General features: G+C 64.7%; 18 protein-coding genes. 8 read left to right on the forward strand and 10 right to left on the reverse strand.

All coding sequences use genetic code 11. The features are described 5' to 3' along the window. The first annotated feature begins 48 nt into the window (after positions 1–48). A complete protein-coding gene (locus AC1DJB_RS05605; RefSeq protein ID WP_284989618.1) occupies positions 49–2,511 on the forward strand; it encodes a helicase-associated domain-containing protein in 2,463 nt (820 codons plus the stop codon). 10 nt (positions 2,512–2,521) lie between these two features. Beyond that, positions 2,522–4,165 (forward strand): DNA repair helicase XPB, encoded by a 1,644-nt coding sequence (locus tag AC1DJB_RS05610; RefSeq protein ID WP_059388201.1) that lies wholly within the window; start codon positions 2,522–2,524, stop codon positions 4,163–4,165. Between the two features lie 19 nt (positions 4,166–4,184). Here the strand turns inward: AC1DJB_RS05610 and AC1DJB_RS05615 are convergent, their stop codons facing one another. Further along, positions 4,185–4,412, reverse strand: coding sequence for a hypothetical protein (locus AC1DJB_RS05615; RefSeq protein WP_059388202.1), 228 nt, complete (start codon positions 4,410–4,412; stop codon positions 4,185–4,187). 92 nt (positions 4,413–4,504) lie between these two features. Then, positions 4,505–5,413 carry a LysR family transcriptional regulator ArgP gene (locus AC1DJB_RS05620; protein WP_284989617.1) on the reverse strand — a complete coding sequence of 303 codons (909 nt, stop codon included), beginning with the start codon at positions 5,411–5,413 and terminating at the stop codon, positions 4,505–4,507. 69 nt (positions 5,414–5,482) lie between these two features. Here AC1DJB_RS05620 and AC1DJB_RS05625 point away from each other — a divergent pair, with 69 nt between their 5' ends. The 4 genes from AC1DJB_RS05625 to AC1DJB_RS05640 all read left to right on the forward strand — a co-directional run bounded on the left by AC1DJB_RS05625 (position 5,483) and on the right by AC1DJB_RS05640 (position 8,837). Beyond that, a complete protein-coding gene (locus AC1DJB_RS05625; RefSeq protein WP_284989616.1) occupies positions 5,483–6,118 on the forward strand; it encodes a LysE/ArgO family amino acid transporter in 636 nt (211 codons plus the stop codon). Positions 6,119–6,202: 84 nt separating this feature from the next. Then, positions 6,203–6,913, forward strand: coding sequence for a response regulator transcription factor (locus AC1DJB_RS05630; protein ID WP_059388206.1), 711 nt, complete (start codon positions 6,203–6,205; stop codon positions 6,911–6,913). Between the two features lie 2 nt (positions 6,914–6,915). Next, positions 6,916–8,397, forward strand: a complete 1,482-nt coding sequence (locus AC1DJB_RS05635) for a sensor histidine kinase (protein ID WP_307052762.1) — start codon at positions 6,916–6,918, stop codon at positions 8,395–8,397. A gap of 149 nt (positions 8,398–8,546) precedes the next feature. Continuing rightward, a complete protein-coding gene (locus AC1DJB_RS05640; RefSeq protein WP_059388207.1) occupies positions 8,547–8,837 on the forward strand; it encodes a WXG100 family type VII secretion target in 291 nt (96 codons plus the stop codon). An 88-nt stretch (positions 8,838–8,925) separates the two neighbouring features. Here AC1DJB_RS05640 and AC1DJB_RS05645 read toward each other — a convergent pair whose 3' ends face one another. The 6 genes from AC1DJB_RS05645 to AC1DJB_RS05670 all read right to left on the reverse strand — a co-directional run bounded on the left by AC1DJB_RS05645 (position 8,926) and on the right by AC1DJB_RS05670 (position 14,886). Further along, entirely contained in the window at positions 8,926–10,029 is a 1,104-nt protein-coding gene (locus AC1DJB_RS05645) for an RNase H family protein (RefSeq protein ID WP_441437418.1), read from the reverse strand. A 229-nt stretch (positions 10,030–10,258) separates the two neighbouring features. Then, a complete protein-coding gene (gene groL, locus AC1DJB_RS05650) occupies positions 10,259–11,887 on the reverse strand; it encodes a chaperonin GroEL (RefSeq protein WP_059388204.1) in 1,629 nt (542 codons plus the stop codon). A 295-nt stretch (positions 11,888–12,182) separates the two neighbouring features. Next, positions 12,183–13,439 (reverse strand): ABC transporter substrate-binding protein, encoded by a 1,257-nt coding sequence (locus AC1DJB_RS05655; protein WP_476910019.1) that lies wholly within the window; start codon positions 13,437–13,439, stop codon positions 12,183–12,185. A 95-nt stretch (positions 13,440–13,534) separates the two neighbouring features. Then, positions 13,535–13,738 (reverse strand): cold-shock protein, encoded by a 204-nt coding sequence (locus AC1DJB_RS05660; protein WP_059388209.1) that lies wholly within the window; start codon positions 13,736–13,738, stop codon positions 13,535–13,537. A 139-nt stretch (positions 13,739–13,877) separates the two neighbouring features. Then, positions 13,878–14,501, reverse strand: coding sequence for a LytR C-terminal domain-containing protein (locus AC1DJB_RS05665; RefSeq protein ID WP_059388210.1), 624 nt, complete (start codon positions 14,499–14,501; stop codon positions 13,878–13,880). Positions 14,502–14,550: 49 nt separating this feature from the next. Beyond that, on the reverse strand, positions 14,551–14,886 hold the full coding sequence (locus tag AC1DJB_RS05670; protein ID WP_476910020.1) for a DUF3263 domain-containing protein: 336 nt from the start codon (positions 14,884–14,886) through the stop codon (positions 14,551–14,553). A 136-nt stretch (positions 14,887–15,022) separates the two neighbouring features. On the opposite strand from AC1DJB_RS05670, the gene AC1DJB_RS05675 reads away from it, so the two are divergent. Continuing rightward, a complete protein-coding gene (locus AC1DJB_RS05675; protein WP_284989612.1) occupies positions 15,023–15,790 on the forward strand; it encodes a uracil-DNA glycosylase in 768 nt (255 codons plus the stop codon). Between the two features lie 15 nt (positions 15,791–15,805). After that, positions 15,806–16,645, forward strand: coding sequence for a siderophore-interacting protein (locus tag AC1DJB_RS05680; protein WP_476910021.1), 840 nt, complete (start codon positions 15,806–15,808; stop codon positions 16,643–16,645). A gap of 34 nt (positions 16,646–16,679) precedes the next feature. Here the strand turns inward: AC1DJB_RS05680 and AC1DJB_RS05685 are convergent, their stop codons facing one another. Further along, the gene (locus AC1DJB_RS05685) at positions 16,680–18,158 is read right to left on the reverse strand and encodes a threonine/serine exporter family protein (protein WP_476910022.1); all 1,479 of its coding nucleotides are present in this window, start codon (positions 18,156–18,158) and stop codon (positions 16,680–16,682) included. Positions 18,159–18,254: 96 nt separating this feature from the next. Then, positions 18,255–19,328, reverse strand: a complete 1,074-nt coding sequence (locus AC1DJB_RS05690) for a lipid II:glycine glycyltransferase FemX (RefSeq protein WP_284989609.1) — start codon at positions 19,326–19,328, stop codon at positions 18,255–18,257. Positions 19,329–19,503 lie beyond the last annotated feature (175 nt).

The raw sequence follows: 19,503 nt of genomic DNA on the forward strand, positions 1-19,503 counted from the left end.
CAGCCGGAAAGCCCGACGGCGGACCCGGCTGGCTGTAACGTTGAATTGATGTCCCTTATTCGCGCGCTCAGCAAGGAACTGGAAGCGCGCAGCGATGATTCGCTGCGGGCCCTGTTTGCCGCGCGGCCGGACCTCATCTCCCCGGTGGTCCCGGACTTCGCTGCGCTCGCGGCGCGGGCAAGCGCCCGCGTCAGCGTGCAGCGCGCCTTGGAACGGCTCAACAAACCGGAGATGCAGGTACTGGAGACACTCCACCTATGCACCAACACGGACACGGGCCACAGCGTGTCGGCGGCGGGACTCAAGAAGTGCATCAATGGCGCCACCCTTGCCGCGCTCGAGCCGATCCTGAACAAGCTCCAGGAACTCGCCCTCATCCACCGGGCCGATCCGCCGGCCACGGTCCACAATCCGGGGCGGCAGCGGTTCTACTTGCCGGTGGGCAGCCTCAAGGACGTCATCGGCATCTATCCGGCCGGTTTGGGCCGCAGCTACACCGAGTTGGTTCGGCTGCAACCGGCCTTCGCCCAGCGCGTGGTGCATCTCGTTGCCGAACTCCACCAGAGCGGCGCCGATATCCTGGCCGCCACGACGCCCATGGATGCTGCGTTGGCGCTGCAACGCTGGACCTCGACGCCGGAGAACCTTCAGCACATCCTGTCCGAGGCACCCGTACGGACGCGTCCCCTTTTGAACAAGTTCGGCAGTTGGGCCATGGGGGCCGTTCCCCAGGCCCAGCGCAAGGCTTCCGTGCTCCATGAAGGCCGCGACGTCGGTCCCGTGGACTGGCTCCTGGCCCGCGGTCTGCTTGTCCCCTTGGACGCCGGCCACGTTGAGCTCCCGCACAGCGTGGGCCTGTCCCTGCGCGGCGGCGCAATCGTGGACCACTTCACCTTGAAGCCTCCCGTTCCTGAACTGGGCCAGACGAGTGCCGCGTTGCGCCGGAACGCCGCCATGGGTGCCATCGCAGAAGCGCTCCGGTTGGTGGGTGAACTCCTCTACGCGGTCCGCGAGCAGCCCGTGGTCACCCTGCGCAGCGGAGGGGTGGGCGTGCGCGAGCTCAAACGCCTTGCCGACAGCCTCCGCCTGGGCTTGTCCGAGACCGCCCTGATCCTCGAGCTCAGTGCCTTGTCAGGATTGCTGCGGCTCGATGTGGACAGTTCCACCTGGGTGCAGCCGCCATCGCTGGAATGGCTCACGCTCCCCCGCCAGGAACAGTGGCTCTGGCTGGTCAACGCCTGGCTCGCGAGCGAGCGCGCACCCTCCCTTGTGGGCCAAACCCTTCCCGGGCCCGCCACCACGGCACCGCGATCCGGCTCTCCGGCAACCCCCATCAATGCCCTGTCCGCAGAGGCCCAACGCCCTGACGCTCCGCTGGTCCGCAAACGGATCCTGGAGATCCTCGAAGAGCTCACCCTCGAGGTGGAAGCACCGGACGGCAAAGCTCCAGTGCTGAACGCCGAGGCCGTCATGGAACGCGCGGAATGGTCCCAGCCCCGGATGTCGCGGCGGTTCAGCTCCCTTGTCCGCGGGATCCTGCACGAAGCCGAACTCCTAGGGCTCATGGGCTCCGGCGCCCTGACCCAGCTTGGTTCGGCGATCGCCACCGAACAGCCCGAGTTGGCCCTCAGCATCCTCGGCGAACATCTGCCCGCCGCCGTCAACCACGTCCTGCTCCAAGCGGACCTGACCGCCGTCGCGCCGGGGTACCTGGCACCTGAACTGAGCGAAAAACTGCTCTTGATCGCCGACGCCGAAGGCCAGGGCCCGGCCACGATCTTCCGCTTCTCCGGAGATTCGATCCGGCGCGCGCTGGACGCCGGCCAGGACGCCGAAACCATCCTCGCGTTCCTGCGCACCCACTCTGCCACTGACGTTCCGCAGCCGCTCCGCTACTTGATCAAGGACATTGCCTCGAGGCACGGCCGGCTGCGGGTCGCGAGCAGCCCCAGTTTCATCCAAAGTGACGACGAGGCCGCCATCGCCGAGCTCGTCCGCGAGCCCGGGGCCGCAAGCCTGGGGCTTGTCCGGATCGCCCCCACGGTACTGACCTCCAGCGCGAGCCCCCGGGAGACCGTGAGGGTGCTGCGCGAGCTGGGACTCTCGCCTGCCGTGCAGGAGGCGGAGACCGCCGTCGTGCGCTATAAGAGGACGGCGTCGGTGGCCGCTGGCGCCCGTCCCGTGTATACGGCGCCCCGCACCGCACCACCGGACGACGACGTCGACGCCCAGCTCGCGGTGTTGAGGCACCATCGGGCGGTCCACGGCGAGGTGACCGGCGAGGCGGCAACGCAACTGGGCCTCGAAACCCTGCAGAGGGCCATCCGGCTGAAGCAAGCGGTCACCATGAACGTGGTTGACGGCTTGGGGAATTCCAACACCGAAACCGTTGTTCCGGTATCGGTGTCCGGAGGGCGCGTCCGGGTGTTCGACGCCGCCAGGGACACCGAAAGGGTCTTGTCCATCCATCGCATCATCGATGTGGAACCTGCGGGCGAGCCGCACAAGTGAGGAAGCAATAGTGAGCGACGGTCCGCTGATCGTACAGAGCGACAAAACCATCCTGCTGGAAGTCGACCACGAGCTCGCCACCGAGGCACGGCATGCGATCGCGGCGTTCGCCGAGCTTGAGCGCGCCCCCGAACACGTCCACAGCTACCGGCTCACCCCTTTGGGCCTGTGGAATGCGCGCGCGGCGGGACTGGACGCCGAAAAAGTCCTCGACACTCTCCTGCGCTATTCCCGTTTCCCGGTGCCGCACTCTTTGCTGATCGACATCGAAGAGACCATGTCCCGCTACGGCCGCTTGCGCCTGGAAAAGGACCCGCAACACGGATTGGTCATGCGGACCACCGACTACCCCGTACTCGAGGAAGTCAGCCGGGCCAAGAAAATCGCGCCGTTGCTGGGGCCCAGGATCGACGGCGAAACCGTCGTGGTGCATTCCTCCCAGCGGGGACAGCTCAAGCAATTGCTGCTCAAGCTCGGATGGCCGGCCGAGGACCTCGCCGGCTACGTGGACGGCACGCCGCATCTGATCGCCTTGAACGAGGACGGTTGGCACCTGCGGCCGTACCAGAAGCTTGCCACGGAGAACTTCTGGGCGGGCGGCAGCGGCGTCGTCGTGCTGCCCTGTGGCGCGGGCAAGACCTTGGTGGGGGCCGCAGCCATGGCTACGAGCTCCACCACCACGCTGATCCTGGTGACCAACACGGTCGCGGCCCGGCAATGGAAGGACGAACTCCTCAAGCGGACGTCGCTGACGGAGGAGGAGATCGGCGAGTATTCGGGCGCGGTCAAGGAAGTCCGGCCCGTCACGATCGCGACCTACCAGGTCCTGACCACCAAGCGCGGAGGCCTTTACCCGCACCTGGAACTCGTGGACGGGCACGATTGGGGACTCATCATCTACGACGAGGTCCATCTCCTCCCGGCTCCGATCTTCCGGATGACCGCGGACCTGCAGGCCCGGCGGCGCCTGGGACTCACGGCGACGCTTGTGCGTGAGGATGGCCGCGAGGGCGAGGTCTTCAGCTTGATCGGTCCCAAACGCTACGACGCACCGTGGAAGGACATCGAAGCCCAGGGCTACATTGCGCCGGCGGACTGCGTGGAGGTCCGGGTAGACCTGCCTAGGGACGAGCGCGTGGCCTACGCGATGGCTGAGGATGCGGACAAGTACCGGCTCTGCGCGACGTCCGAGACCAAGACCCACTTGGTGGAGCAGCTCGTTGCCCTGCACCAAGGCGAGCCGCTGCTGGTGATCGGCCAGTACATCGACCAGTTGGATGAGATCGGCGAGCGTTTGGATGCTCCCGTGATCAAGGGCGATACGACAGTCAAGGTGCGGCAGAAGCTCTTCGACGCCTTCCGGGCCGGTGACATCAAGACCCTCGTGGTATCCAAGGTGGCCAACTTCTCGATCGACCTACCCGAGGCATCCGTGGCGATCCAGGTGTCGGGGTCTTTCGGTTCCCGCCAGGAGGAAGCTCAACGCTTGGGGCGCCTGCTTCGGCCCAAGCAGGACGGCCGCGCGGCACGCTTCTACTCCTTGGTGGCCCGGGACACCCTCGACCAGGATTTTGCGGCCAAACGGCAGCGCTTCCTCGCCGAACAGGGCTACGCCTACCGGATCATGGACGCCAAGGACGTACCCGCCGGGTAAGGCGCGTCATTTTTTCTGGCTAGGCAACCAGCTGTTGTGCGTGTTCCTGGGGCTGCGCTCCTTGCCGCACGACGACGTCGACCACAGCCCAGGACTCCTCGTCCTTGAGCTGCGCATCCGCGAAGCGTTCGGCGGCGCGGCGGTCGCTGAAGTCCTCGTGCTCGATGCGTCCGGAGAGCGTGTCCAGGTAGCTGACATGGAATTCGACGTCTTGAATTTCAACGCGTGATTCTTGTTTGTTTTCCATGGCTCAAGTGTGAATCCGGGGTCCGACAATTTAGGACTGTGCCCGCGGCGTGTTGGCTTTTGGCCGGATTGCCGAGGCCTGCGCAGCACCATTCAGGCCCTGCGCAGCACTTCCGCGGCGGTGCTCCGGACCGCCTCGGTCACAGCGTCCAATATGCGCGACGGTGTCCGCCACCTTTGCCAGTACAGAGGCACGTCCAATGGCCGCTCAGGCGCGAGTTCCGCCAGGGATCCATCGGCTATGTCCCGGCCGCATTGCGGTTCAGGCAGCAATCCCCACCCGAGCCCCAAACGAATGGCCTCGGCAAACTCCTGGCTGGACGGAACAAAGTGGCGCGGGCCTGCAGGCTCCATCCCACGAGCCGCACCGCCCAGGAGTTCCAGGAAGCGGTGCTGGTACTCGTCCTTGCGGTCGAAGTCGACGGCGGGAGCAGCGCAGAGCGAGGCGACATCGACGCCGTCGGGAAGCCACCGTGCCCTGAAGCCCGGAGTGGTGACGGCACGGTATCGCATGCTCCCGAGCGGCTCCACCCGGCATCCCTGCACCGGCTCAGGAGTCGCGGTCACTGCGGCCATGACAGTTCCGGCGCGCAGCATGGACGTGGAATACTGCTCGTCGTCGCGGTGAAGATCGAAGACAGCGTTCAGCTCCGCGGGAACCCTTGTCAGGGCCTTGAGGAACCAGACGGACAAGGAATCCGCGTTGACCACGATCGGAACCGAGACCATCGGGGATTCGCCGGGCAGGCCCAGCTCAAGTTCGGCGTCGGCCTCCAATTGGGCGAGCTGCCGCGCCAATCTGAGCACCACATGTCCCGACTCCGTGGCCTGGACCGGATTGCTGCGCTGCAGCAATACCCTTCCGGACGCTTGTTCAAGCGCCTTGAGACGCTGGGAGACCGCCGACGGCGTGATGTTCAGTGACCGGGCGGCGGCGTCGAGCGTGCCTTCCGTGAGCACGGCGGCGAAGGTGTGCAACTGTTCGGAGGAGAATCTGGCCATAAGATGATCTTACGATGCCTAAGAATAATTAGCTGGACTAATGACGAAGGTGGAACTTAGCCTCGAAGAATGAACTCCCCCGACGTCTTCCACGCCGCCGGCTTGGGCCTCGGCACAGGCCTGGCCCTCATTGTCGCGATTGGCGCCCAAAATGCCTTCGTCCTCCGGCAGGGCATCCGCGGCGAGCATATCGGTGCGGTCGTTGCCGTGTGCGCCATCTCGGACGCCGTGCTCATCGCGGCCGGGGTACTCGGCACAGGCGCCCTGCTCGCCGCGGCGCCTGCCGCCGTCGTCGTTCTYCGCTATGTCGGTGCGGCATTCCTGGTGACATACGGCGTGATGGCGGCACGGCGCATCCTAAGGCCGCAAGCGCTCGTCTCCGCGGAGCCTGGACCGTCGGGGGCCGGCCGAAGCGGACTGGCGTCAGCACTGGCGACTGTCATGGCGCTGACATGGCTCAACCCCCACGTCTACCTGGACACCGTATTGCTCCTGGGATCCGTGGCGAACGCGCAAGGACCCGGGCTGCAGTGGTGGTTCGGCGCCGGAGCCATGCTGGGCAGTATCCTATGGTTCTGTTCCCTCGGCTTCGGCGCGAAACTGCTGCGCGGATTCTTTGCGCGACCGGCGTCCTGGCGAATCCTTGACGGCGGAATTGCTGTCACCATGGTGGGACTCGGCGTCGGGCTGGCTCTCGGCAGTTAGCCCGGGCCCACAACCACGACACCCCGATAATTCTCACAACAAGCGTCCAGTCAACTCCCAGAAACTGGGAGCATCATGAATGGTATGAAAAAGAACGGCCCCGAAGCCAAGCTCCTCGTCGTCGACGACGAACCCAACATCCGTGAGCTGCTCTCCACCTCGCTGCGCTTTGCTGGCTTTGAGGTCGTTGCGGCGTCGAACGGCCGCGAAGCGCTCGCTGCCGCCGATCTTCACGCCCCGGACCTCGCGGTCCTGGATGTCATGCTCCCCGACATGGACGGGTTCACTGTCACCCGCCGCCTTCGCGCCGCCGGTAAGCACTTCCCTGTCCTGTTCCTGACTGCCAAGGACGACACGGAGGACAAGGTCACGGGCCTGACCGTGGGCGGCGACGACTACGTCACCAAGCCTTTCAGCCTGGATGAAGTGGTGGCGCGGATCCGCGCCGTGCTTCGCCGCACGCAGCCGATGGAAGACGACGACGCCGTCATCCGCGTGGATGACCTGGAGCTCGACGACGACGCGCACGAGGTCCGCCGCGGCGGCACCATCATCGAGCTGTCGCCCACCGAGTTCAAGCTGCTCCGCTATCTCATGCTGAACCCCAACCGGGTGCTTTCCAAGGCGCAGATCCTGGACCACGTCTGGGAATACGACTTCAATGGCGACGCCTCGATTGTTGAGTCCTACATTTCCTACCTCCGGCGCAAGGTGGACATTGATCCGGATGCCACTGCCTTGATCCAGACCAAGCGCGGCGTCGGTTACGTATTGCGGACGGCCGAGAAGCGCTGACTTTGTTCAACCGTTGGAAGTCGGCCTCCCTCAGGTCGCAGCTGGTCGCCATCATCATGGGGCTGCTGCTCCTTGCCTTGGCCGCCACTGGCGCCGGGACGCTGACGCTCGTCAAGAGCTACCTCCAAGGGCAAGTGGATGACAAACTCAGGGCTGCCGTCCAGATCGCCCAGCAGCAGCAGTCCTTTGCCAACCTGTCTGAGGCGAGCCCCGCCGTGCCCACGGACTATTCCCTGACGCTCTACGTCCAGGGCCAGCCGCCCTATCCGTTCGGCGGAAGCAAGACGGATCGGCCGAGCATCGCCAACATCACCCCGGGTGAGGCCAAGAACCGCAATTACGCACCCTTCCAGGTGAACGGCACCGCTGGCGGCGATTGGCGTGTGGTGGCGGTCAACGTAGTGGACAACCGGACCGGGCAGAACGCGGTGGTGATCGTAGGCCTGCCGCTGTCCCCCGTGGACCGAGTCATGGAACACGCCACGCTCGTGGTGGTCGGCGTCGGACTCTTGACCCTGGTGCTCGCGTTCTTCATCGCGACATGGACCGTTGCACGTTCCTTCCGCCCCCTCGCCCGCGTTGAGAAGACGGCGGCCGCAATCGCTGCCGGTGATCTCTCGCGTCGCGTGGATATCGAGAATCCGGTCACCGAGGTCGGCCGCCTGGGCGCCTCCCTCAACGCCATGCTCGCGCACATTGAATCGTCCTTTGCGGCGCGTGCCGCCTCCGAGGCAAGGATGCGGCGATTCGCCGCCGACGCCTCCCACGAGCTGCGCACGCCTTTGGTCACCATCCGCGGCTTCTCCGAGCTTTACCGCCACGGCGCCCTTGCCACGCCGGAAGACGTGGGTACCGCCATGGGCAGGATCGAGAGCGAAGCCAAGCGCATGGGATCCATGGTGGAAGACCTGCTGCTGCTGGCCCGCCTGGACGAACAACGGCCTTTGCAGCTCAAGCCGGTGGATCTGCACCTACTGGCGAATGACGCCGTCGTAGACTCACTCGCAACGTCGGGCGAGCGGAAGATTTCGCTCACAGGGCTCGACGGCGGAGCGGCAGCGCCCGCCCCGGTCCAGGGTGACGAGGCCAAGCTTCGTCAGGTCCTGGGGAACCTGGTGGGTAACGCCTTGCGCTACACCCCCGAAGGAACGCCGATTGAGCTCGCCGTCGGGGTCCGGAACACGCCCGCCGGCCCGTTGTCCGTTCTCGAGGTGCGGGACCACGGCAGCGGCATTCCGGCCGAGGAACTGCCCCGGATTTTCGAGCGCTTTTACAGGGCGGACACTTCGCGCACGCGGGAAACGGGCGGCAGCGGGCTCGGTCTCGCGATTGTGGCTGCAATTGTCGGATCCCACCGCGGTACCGTCCGGGTCGAAGAGACCGACGGCGGCGGAGCCACCCTGGTTGTCAGCCTCCCCTTCCAGGACGAGCTGTCCGAGATGCCCGAAGATGCGGGCATCGCCGAGGCGGAGATCTCCGACTAGCAGTTTTCTATGCCTGGCGGCTTGATTGAGCGAGTTGTCCACATAGGGAGATTCGGCACTGTCCGGGCCATGTGACGGCTTCTAGGCTCGTGGTGTGGACCACAAGCCAGCCGCACCTGCGGATCTCTTTGATTGAAAGGCAACGCCCCATGAGCGTCATCTCCGTCGATACCGAACTGCTCCAGCTCAAGTCCGCCAACGTCAAGGCCACCGTGGATCGGATCAGCGCCGACGTCCAAGCGATGAAACGGGGCCTGGACGAGCTCCAAGCTACGTGGAAGGGATCAGCGGCCAACAACTTCCAGGCCCTCGTCTCGGAGTGGACGCTGACCCAGAACAAGGTGGAGGCTTCGCTGGCATCCATCAACCTCGCGCTGTCCTCCGCGGCGGCAAGCTACCTCCAAACCGAGCAGGGCAACACCCAGCGGTTCAGTTACTGACAGCTGGGCCCGGGTTCCCGGCGGTGCAGCCAATCCGCCGTCCCGCCGGGGTCCAGCCGCTTTCCAGGGTCTGGTTGCTTCTGAGCCGCTACTTCTCCGGCGTCGACTGGTGGAAGCGCAACCGCCATCGGCCGTCGTCGAGCAACCAGATCGAGCTCCGCAATGCGGAGCCTGTGCGCCCATAACTTCTATAACTGAGCAGCATGGTGTTACTGGAGAGGCGTTCAGCGGAAATTACTTCTACTTCCGCGCTTTCCCCGGGATCGCCCTCCAACGCCATCATGAGTTCGTCCCGGGACCAGACGCGTCCGGAGCTGCCAATCTCGGTAAAGTCCGGGTGCAGCAGGATCCCTGTGCGCCCGAGGTCTCCCCTCACGTCGGGCCTCAGGAGCTCCCTCTCAAGGAGAATGACCGTTTCCTCGTCCGAGCGTCCGCCGGCCTGGCCAAGGACCCCTTCGTCGTCGCCGGCGAACAAAGTGGGCTCGATGAACGTCTCCTGCTCCGTGAACGCCCCCGCCGCGTTCGGCAAGGACGACCCGGTTGGGAGGTCCTGACCGCCGAACAACGTGAGGTCTTCATCCTCGGCATCCGCGTCGTCGTGGTCGTCGTCGAAAAGCGAGGGCGCCTCCATAGGCGCTGTACGGGCTGACGGCGTGCCGACTGATGGTGTGCCGACTGATGGTGTGCCGACTGACAGCGTGCGGGACAAGGACCGTGCGGCTTCAGCTCCCGGATAGCCCGGCCCGGCAGGCGCGGCTATTCCCTGCTGGAACGCTGTGGCGACCGCACGCGCGCGATCGTCGGCCGCCTCGTTGAGGTCGTGGCCGGCATGGCCTTTGACCCACTCGAACGAGTACTTGCGGCCGACAATAGCCTGGTCGATGTCCTTGAGGAGATCGACGTTCAAGACGGGCTTCCCGTCCGCTTTGCGCCAGCCCTTGCGCTTCCATCCCGGCATCCACTTGGTGATGCAATTGATGACGTACTGGCTGTCGCAGAGAATCTTCAGCTCTTCATCGGGAACATGTGCCGTGGACCGGAAGAGGTCCAGCACCGCCATGAGCTCGCCCTGGTTGTTGGTTCCGTGCGGCCACCCCCCGGCCCTCCAGCAAGAGTCGTTCACGTACCAGGCCCAACCGGCAGGCCCGGGATTGCCGAGGGCAGAACCATCGGCGGCAGCAATAATCGTCATGGTTTCCATCCTGCCAGACCACCCCGACACTCCTTGACCCCAGAACTGAGCGAGCGTCCGCCCAAAACCCGACATACGTGAGCGGGCGTCCGCCCAAAACCCGACATACGTGAGCGAGCGTCCGCCCAAAACCCGACATACGTGAGCGAGCGTCGTTAAACGGCGACGACGGCCCCCACCTGAAGTGGGGACCGCCGTCGTGCGTGTGGCTGGTGGGCTACAGCGGGGGCTAGAAGCCGCCCATGCCGCCCATGTCGTCGCCGCCACCCATAGACGGAGCGTTCTTCTCCGGCTTGTCGGCAACAACGGCCTCGGTGGTCAGGAACAGACCAGCGATGGAGGCAGCGTTCTGGAGAGCCGAGCGGGTGACCTTTACGGGGTCGTTGACGCCGGCAGCCAGCAGGTCCTCGTAAACGCCGGTTGCAGCGTTCAGGCCGTGACCCGACGGCAGGCCGCGGACCTTGTCGATAACAACGCCCGGCTCGAGGCCAGCGTTGTAAGCGATCTGCTTGAGCGGAGCGTCGATGGCAACGCGGACGATGTTGGCGCCCGTTGCTTCGTCGCCTTCGAGCTGCAGGTTGGCGAATGCCTTGGCACCGGCCTGGATGAGAGCAACGCCACCACCGGCGACGATGCCTTCTTCAACGGCAGCCTTCGCGTTGCGGACTGCGTCCTCAATGCGGTGCTTGCGCTCCTTGAGCTCTACCTCGGTTGCGGCACCGGCCTTGATGACTGCAACGCCACCGGCCAGCTTGGCCAGGCGCTCCTGCAGCTTCTCGCGGTCGTAGTCGGAATCGGAGTTCTCGATCTCGGCACGGATCTGCGCCACGCGGCCGGCGATGGCGTCGGCGTCGCCGGCACCTTCGACGATGGTGGTCTCGTCCTTGGTGACAACAACCTTGCGGGCGTTGCCGAGCAGTTCGAGGGTTGCGTTCTCGAGGCTGAGGCCGACCTCCGAGGAGATGACCTGGCCACCGGTGAGGATGGCGATGTCGGCGAGCTGTGCCTTGCGGCGGTCACCGAAGCCCGGAGCCTTGACGGCAACGGACTTGAAGGTGCCACGGATCTTGTTGACGATCAGGGTGGCCAGGGCCTCACCCTCGATGTCTTCGGCGATGATCAGCAGCGGCTTGTTGGACTGCATGACCTTCTCCAGGACCGCAACGAGTTCCTTCACGTTGGAGATCTTGGAGTTGACGATCAGGATATACGGGTCTTCAAGGACCGTTTCCTGGCGCTCTGCGTCGGTGACGAAGTAAGCGGAGATGTAACCCTTGTCGAAGCGCATGCCTTCGGTGAGCTCAAGCTCCAGGCCGAAGGTGTTGGACTCCTCGACCGTGATGACGCCTTCCTTGCCGACCTTGTCCAGGGCTTCAGCAATGAGGTTACCGATTTCGGTGTCGCCGGCAGAGATGGAAGCCGTGGCTGCGATCTCTTCCTTGGTCTCGATCTCCTTGGCGGAGGCGAGCAGCTCGCGGATGACGGCGTCAACAGCCTTCTCGATGCCGCGCTTGAGGGACAGCGGGTCGGCGCCGGCAGCTACGTTGCGCAGGCCTTCCTTGACGAGGGCCTGGGCCAGGACGGTGGCGGTGGTGGTGCCGTCGCCAGCGACGTCGTCCGTCTTCTTGGCAACTTCCTTGACCAGCTCGGCGCCGATCTTCTCGTAAGGATCGTCCAGCTCGATCTCCTTGGCGATGGAAACACCATCGTTGGTGATCGTGGGGGCGCCCCACTTCTTTTCGAGGACGACGTTGCGTCCACGCGGGCCGAGGGTGACCTTGACGGCGTCGGCGAGGATGTTCAGACCCCGCTCGAGACCGCGGCGTGCCTCTTCATCAAATGCAATGATCTTGGCCATAACGGCGGTAGTCCTTTCGGGACAGTCGTTAAGAAGGTGCCTTCACTGCGGTGCCCGCGACGGACGATCCTTCACATTCGGCCTCTGTACGCCGCGTGCTCCGGATCTCACCCCAGCAAGGTTTTCTTTGTTCCCCCAGGCACCGCCACCATTCCACACGGCCGAAGCCGTGAAGGATTAGCAGTCAATGCCTGAGAGTGCTAATCAATAATTAGCACTCACCCGAGGAGAGTGCAAGCAGGAAGAGCCGGAAACTACTCGCCACGCCCAGGGAATTCGCTACGGGCACAAGCCGTCACGGAGTCCGGGAGGCCGTCTCTTTGCCACTCACCCGCGCAGTGTTGTCAGCCCCGTAGGTGAAGACCATGTAATTGGACGAGGTAACGTCCCCGTTGGCGTCGAACCCGATGGTGCCGGACTCGCCGTCGTAATCCGGGAGCTTGGCCCCCTTCAGCACCTCGACGCAGTCCTTGTATGAGGCACAAGACGTACGTTCTTTCGTTGCCGCATCGCCCGACGCCGGACGCACTCCGCCGGACACAGTGGTGAGCCAGGCCGCGATCGAGCCTCCCGCATCGTCGCCCGCCGTTGAGGCGGCAAGCGCCGCGAGGGTGACGGCGTCGTACGTCTCGGCAGCGTACGTCGTGTCCTTGAGCTTGGGGTCGATGCCCGTCAGCTCGGCTTGGAACTCCGCATTCGGGAAGACGCCCGGAAGAATTCCCCGCGCGCCGTCGAGGCCACCTGCACCGAGCGCGGTTCCGTATTGGCGGATCGCGCCGTCGCTCAAGATCAGGCTCTTGCCGCTCAGCCCCGCATTCAGGAGCTCAGCCAGGGCGCCTTGGGCGCCATCACGGGCAACCACGACGACGGCGTCCGGCGTACCGGACTTGATGCCCGCCGCGGCGGGAGCTGCTTTGCCTGCCGCGAATTCCTCGTTGGACACGGCGTCCATTCCGAGGCCGCGGGCAGCGTCCAGGACCGCTCCCGAGACGCGCGTACCGTAATCCCCGGCTTCGTGGAGGACCGAAATGCGCTTGGCGCCGGCGTCGCGGGCAAGCTTCGCCAGGACGCTGCCCTGTGCGGCATCAGCGGCAGACGTGCGGAAGTAGAAGCCGCCATTCTTGTAGCTGCTCAGCCCCGACGCCGTGTTCGCCGGCGAGATGAGCGGAATCCGGGCGGGAGAGAGCACATCGATCGCGGCGGGCGCATGGCTCGAATCGCTCGGCCCCACGACGACGTCTGCGTGGGCGGACATCAACGCCTTGGCTTGTGCAGCCGTGTCGGCGGTGAAGGCCGCCGCGCCGGCCCCTTGGCTAGCGCCACTGCCTTCACCGGCCGCCGTCGCCGGAAGCAACTCGACGGGACGGCCCTTGTATCCGCCGGCGTCGTTGATTTGTTTGACAGCCAACTTGGCGGCAGCCAGCTCGGACTCGTTGAGGAATGCGGAACCACCGGTATTGTCCAGGATCACGCCGATGCGCAGGACGCCGTCACCGCTCGGCGTAACCGAGGCAAGCCTGGCGTTGCCGACGGGGGCGGAACATCCGGCCACTCCAAGGGCCAAGGCTGCCGAAGCTGCAAGAAGAGAAACTACCCGGGACCGGCGCGCTCCGAGGGGCCAGGACAGCTCTGTTGCCGCAACACCCACTAGATAAGCCGCACGCTTTCTGCCTGCGGGCCCTTCTGGCCCTCGCCCAGTTCGAAGTCGACGCGTTGTCCTTCTTCGAGCGCACGGAAGCCATCCATCTGGATGGCGGACCAATGCACAAAGATGTCGTCACCGGACTCATCCACGGTGATGAATCCGTAGCCCTTTTCGGCATTGAACCATTTGACGGTTCCCAAAGCCATGATCCCCACACTTTCAACTAGCAGTGGCCGGCTTCCGGGATCTCCGGGCCAGCTCACAACTACTGTAACCACAGTCACGTTGCCGTAGCGCAACCTTGGGTGCGGGTGGCCGCAATGTTATTGAGGCGTAACCGAGTTGCTATTTGTAACCGGGGCCCAGAACCACAACCACGGGCTGCTGGAACTCCGCGCTGTCCACGAGGTTGGAAATGCCCAGCAATTTGCCGAGGGCTTCGGCATTGCCCTTCTGCGCCGCGCCTTTGTAGAAGACCGACGACGTCTGCTGGGGCATGCCGCCCCAATTTGCGACAGTGGACAACGGCCATCCTCCGCCTTGCACCATGCCGGCCACACGCGCAGCCAGGCCACCGGTGGTGGTGCCGTTGTAGACCGCTACTGCCGCCGTCTTGTCCAATGGCGCCGTGGTCGGCGTCGGCGTCGGCGTGCTGGACGGAGTGTCGCCCGGGCTCGGCTGGGTGGACGGCTGGCTGGATGCCTGCGCAGAGCTGTTCGCCGAAGGTGGCGCCGCGGCGCTTTGCTTGGAAGTGTCAGCGGTGACGACGGCTTGCGGCGTCGTCGACGAGGTGAAGCCAAGCTTCGGAAGGATCAGGAAGGCAACGAGTCCTACGGCAAGTGCGATGCCGCCCAGCAGCAGCACCGGCCACAGGGCCGGCCGGGAAGCAGACGCGACGAGCCTGTGGACACCTTGCCGCGATGAGCTCTGCGGGACACGGTCGAATTCATCCCGGGCAAATTTGGTCATGGTGAAGCCTTGTCCTTGCTGCTTGCTGGCTGGGGGATCAGCGGGTGCTCTATGCGTCGGAACCGAGACGGCGCGCTGTGCGGGCCCTCTGACGTGACATACGTAGTCTACGCAATCTCTTGACCAGCATAGGATCGTGCGCCAATGCTTCCTCGGTGTCTATGAGGGCATTGAGCAGCTGATAGTAGTGGGTCGCGGAGAGATCGAAGAGTTCCCGGACGGCCTGTTCCTTGGCCCCGGCGTACTTCCACCATTGCCTCTCCAGGGCGAGCATCTGCTGTTCACGCTCGCCGAGCGGCGAATCACTGCGGAGTCCGGCGGACAGGTCTTCGAGCACCAATCCAGTTGCTTCGGACGCCATGGGTTCCCGTGCGGGTGCTGCCACGACACACTCCTTCGACGCATTGACTGAAAAATGTCCCCCGCCCATGGTAACGGGCGAATAACACCGATGTCATTTGCCCCGCCGCCTTGAGGGCCGGCGCTTTCCCCCGGACCGCGAGGACAGGGACAATGGCTGGGTGGCAGGCGAAGAAGCGTTATTTGAGCTTGAATCCGAAGATCACTCCGCCGGGTTCGAGGCACTACCCGGAATGGCCTTGGAGGATCTCATGGCGCCGGACTGGGCGGGCGCGCTCTCCGGCATCGAGGACGAGTTGCGCTCGGTGCTCGCCTTCGTGGCGGCCGAGGCCGGCCGCGGAGCGCACGTGCTGCCTGCGGCGTCCAACATACTTCGTGCCTTCCGGCAGCCGCTGGCCGACGTGAAGGTGCTGATCCTGGGCCAGGACCCCTACCCGACGCCGGGACACGCCGTCGGGCTCTCTTTCGCGGTTTCCGGACAAACACGGCCCATCCCCCGCAGCCTCTCGAACATCTACCGGGAGATGGAAACCGATCTCGGGCTCCCGCCGCGGGTCCACGGCGATCTTTCGGCCTGGACGGGCCAAGGAGTACTCCTCCTGAACAGGGTGCTCAGCGTCGCGGCCGGTGCTGCCGGCTCGCACCGGGGCAAAGGCTGGGAGGCCATCACGACGGCGGCGGTCACCGCCGTCGCCCGCCGACGAAATGCTGCCGGGCAGCAGAGTCCGCTCGTCGCGATCCTGTGGGGCAAGGACGCTGAAGCCGTACAGCCGCTGCTTGAAGGCGCCCCCGTGATCTCCTCCGCCCATCCCAGCCCGCTCTCCGCGTCGCGGGGCTTCTTCGGCTCTCGCCCGTTCAGCCGCGCCAACGCCCTGCTCCGGATGCAAGGCGCGGATCCCGTCATCTGGGAGCTTCCACCGCTGCCCTAGCTTAGGCTTGCCTACATGACATCTTTGCCCGCCACGTCGTCTGCATCCCGCAATACCCGCCCCCAAGTGAACCTGACTGTGCTGCGCACGGAACAGCTTTCGCCCCACATGGTGCGGATCATTGCTGGTGGACCCGGATTTGCCGGTTATGCGAACAACGGCTTCGTGGACCGATATGTGAAGATCGTGTTCCCGCAGCCCGGCGTCGAGTATGAGTTGCCGCTGGATCTGTGGGCCATCCGCGACACCATGCCGCGCGAACAATGGCCGTACACCCGCACCTACACCGTCCGTTGGGTGGACGAAGCTGCGCAGGAACTGGCAATCGACTTCGTAGTCCACGGCGACGAAGGCCTTGCAGGCCCATGGGCCATGGCGGCCCAGCCCGGCGACACACTTGTCTTCACGGGCCCCGGCGGCGCCTACAACCCGGCGCCCGACGCCGACTGGTACCTTTTCGCCGGCGACGACGCCGCGCTCCCGGCGATTGCCGCCGCGATCGAATCCCTGCCGGCCGACGCGAAGGGCCTTGCTTTCCTCGAAGTCGATAGCGACGCGGACATCCTTGATATCGCCGCTCCCGAGGGCGTGGAGCTGCGCTGGCTCCTTCGCTCCGGAGTCCCGGCCGGATCAAGCTCGATCCTGCTCGATGCCTTGGGCGAAGCCGAGTGGCTGCCCGGACGCGTAGACGTGTTTGCGCACGGTGAACGCGGCTACATGAAGGGCCTGCGCGACATCTTCTTCACGCAGCGTGGGCTCGAGCGGTCCCAGGTATCGCTTTCCGGATACTGGGCCCAGGGGCGTGTGGAGGACGATTTCCAGGCGGAGAAGAAACTCCCTATCGGGCAGATCTAGCGGCCCTTACCGCTTGGCGGCCCAGCGGACGCGGCTAGCGCCGGCGTACGCGGCGGCGCTCGTTGCTGGCCAGTCCCTTGGTCAGTGGCCGGGCAAGGTTGTCCCCCAGCACGATTCCCGCGGCCACACCCAGCACGATTGCTCCGGCGTTGAGCATGCCTCCCGAACCCACCAGTACATCTGCTTCTTGCACCGTCAATACATACATGGAACGGAATATCTTCAGGCCCGGGAGCAGGATGAGGGCTGCCGGGACGGCGACCACGAGCTGCGGGGCTCCGAGCCTGAGCGCCACCATCCGCGCGAGCAGGCCGATGACCACGGCGGAAATCGCCGGCGAGAGCCGGTCTCCGAAACCAAGGCTGGAAGCCCCCCACAAGACGAAGTAACCCACCAAACCCACTGCCGCCGTCGGGAGCAGAAGTTTGAGCAGGGTCTGTTCGGTGATGCCGATGGCAATCACGGCTACGGCTATCAGGATGGCCTGGCCCCACAATGGATACGCCTCGGGGAATGTTTGCGTGACGTCGATCGCGACGCTGCCGATGAGGTCACCCACAACTACCGCGACGGCGATGCCCGCAACGATCGCGCCGAAGGTCAGGATCGTGGACAGGAATCGTCCGGCCGCAGTCACGGGGAATCCGTTGATGGCGTCTTGCACGGAAGAGACGAGCCGCCCGGTTGGCAACAGCAGGAGAATGCCGCCCGCCACGACGATGGACGGCGGGATGTCCGCCCCGGTCCAGTGGAGCATGAGCGCGATGAACGTGACCAGGAAGGAGCAGGCCGCTGTCACGAAGAAGTCGGGCGTGCGCCACTTGCCCAATTGCCGGGCCACGAGATTGACAAGCATGTTGGAGACGAAAGCCAGGGCGGAAGCGCCAAGTCCCCCGCCCAGGACTCCGACGAAGACAGCAGAGAAGACGCCGAACGCCATGGTGACCATCCACCGTGGGAAGGGCTTGCTGCTGCGGATAATGTCATCCAGCCGGTTCACCGCTTCCGACCTGCCTACACCGCCAGCCACGATATCCGTGACGAGTTGGTGCACCTGGGCCAGGCCTGCGTAGTTGTTGGTCCAGGAGCGAACAACCCGGAGCAGTGTGATGGGGGTCTGGTCCTTGGGCGCATAGTTGAGCGCGACCGACTGGTTGGTGATGTCCACTTCGATGTTCTTCAAGCCGAGCGCAGCCGTGACCGCGATGATGCTGGTCTCCACTTCCAGGGCACCTGCCCCGTAGCGGAACATCGTTTCGGCCATATGCAGGGCGAAGTCGATGGTCTTGCGGGCCGATGCGTCAACACCGCCCACATGGATGATGGGGTTGGCGTAGGGACTACCCGCCAGGCGGTCGACGATGCTCATGGGGGCAGTGGGAGGGTTCTCCCCCTGCACCAGCCTGCGAAGCATGCGCTTGGCGTTGACATTCTGGCGCACCTGGGATGGCTTGAGCGGCTGCGTCTTGGGCACGCCATCCGTGTTGGGCCTGTTGTCGGGGCGGTCAGTCACGCGGGTGTTCCTCCAAAGGGCGTGGTTCCTCCATATACGGGGTCGTGCAACATGCGGTAGGCGGGGTGGCGCTGCGAGCCTTCTGGAACTGCTGGCCTAGTAGAACTGTTGACCCGTGCGACGGGTGTAGATCTGCCGTGCGATACGTTCGCCCGCAGCAGTCCAGAGCTTGTACTTCAGCGGGCTGATGACTTGGTCATAGCAGCCGACGAAGTCGGTGACGGTCTTGCTGAAGCTGGTCTTGAACAGGCCAAGTCCGTGGAACGGGTGCGAGGTGTCTTTGAGCCGGTCCGCGGGCGGAGTGCCGCAGAAATCGTACTCCGTGCAACCCAGTTCCTTGACCTGGTTGATGGCCGTCCACTGGACCAAGTGCGAATCGCCGTACTGCGCGCGCTTCTGCAGCGATCCGCCGTCCTTGTAGGTGCCTTTCCGGCCATAGTTGATGACGAAGGCTCCGACCGATGGCACACCGTTTTCAAAGACAAAGAGGAGCCTGCCCTGGCCACGCTCGATGAAGTTGGTCCAGAACTGGCGATAGTACCCGAATTCACGGACCCGCACTTGGGACTTCGCCTCAACCGTGTTAGTCATCAGCGCATACATCGAACGGAAGTTCTCTTCCGTGGGTTCCATGGTGTGCACTTCAACGCCTTCGCGGATGGCCCGGCGAACGGCGTTGCGGCCGCGGGAATGCAGGTTGCGCAGCAACTGGTTCTCCTCGGGAGAGATGTCCAGCAGGGCTGTGGAGTCGTTCGGCTGCAGGTTGGGGGTCTTGACCACTCCGGTGGCCTCGATCGCGTCCCGGGCTTCGCCACTGAGGACAATGTCCGGCTCGATCTTAACGGCGAAAACCCCGAGCTTGTCCCGCTTCACGAATTCCCGGTTGGCCTTGATGATCCCCGGAATGTCCTCGACGCCGGCAACGTCGGGGCCCTTGATGAGGTACCAGAGCTTGCCGAGCAGTGGAAAGCTCTTCTCCAGGACCAGGTTGTAGCTGCTGTAGTCCGCGGTCTCGTAGACGAGATGCAAGGGCTTCCAGCCAAAGTGTTGCTTCACGTCCGCGAAGGCCTCGGATTGGAGGAGGTTGCCGCCGTTGGGGTTGGCCGTGACGTGTTTGTCCCAGTGTTCGATTTCCTCGGCGGTGGCAAAGCGTGCGGTAAATTCTCGCAAGGGGGCCGTGTCCAATCAGTTGCGTACGTGAGGCAGCAGGCACCGGTGTGCGGCGCAGGCGTTCAGCTCCAAGTCTATCGGCCCTCACAGCGAGCCACCGCCTGATCCGTTTCCAACGCCTTGGGCTGGGCCCCTTTCGATTTCTCACAGCCGCGGCAAAGGTTCCCCAAAGTCC

Source organism: Arthrobacter sp. 01T428 (assembly GCF_056398685.1).

Coding starts and splice junctions, on each gene's coding strand:
- groL (WP_059388204.1), bottom strand. CDS start 11,887: ATGGCCAAGATCATTGCATTTGATGAAGAGGCACGCCGCGGTCTCGAG.
- AC1DJB_RS05640 (WP_059388207.1), top strand. CDS start 8,547: ATGAGCGTCATCTCCGTCGATACCGAACTGCTCCAGCTCAAGTCCGCC.
- AC1DJB_RS05680 (WP_476910021.1), top strand. CDS start 15,806: ATGACATCTTTGCCCGCCACGTCGTCTGCATCCCGCAATACCCGCCCC.
- AC1DJB_RS05615 (WP_059388202.1), bottom strand. CDS start 4,412: ATGGAAAACAAACAAGAATCACGCGTTGAAATTCAAGACGTCGAATTC.
- AC1DJB_RS05660 (WP_059388209.1), bottom strand. CDS start 13,738: ATGGCTTTGGGAACCGTCAAATGGTTCAATGCCGAAAAGGGCTACGGA.
- AC1DJB_RS05665 (WP_059388210.1), bottom strand. CDS start 14,501: ATGACCAAATTTGCCCGGGATGAATTCGACCGTGTCCCGCAGAGCTCA.
- AC1DJB_RS05605 (WP_284989618.1), top strand. CDS start 49: ATGTCCCTTATTCGCGCGCTCAGCAAGGAACTGGAAGCGCGCAGCGAT.
- AC1DJB_RS05630 (WP_059388206.1), top strand. CDS start 6,203: ATGAAAAAGAACGGCCCCGAAGCCAAGCTCCTCGTCGTCGACGACGAA.
- AC1DJB_RS05620 (WP_284989617.1), bottom strand. CDS start 5,413: ATGGCCAGATTCTCCTCCGAACAGTTGCACACCTTCGCCGCCGTGCTC.
- AC1DJB_RS05645 (WP_441437418.1), bottom strand. CDS start 10,029: ATGACGATTATTGCTGCCGCCGATGGTTCTGCCCTCGGCAATCCCGGG.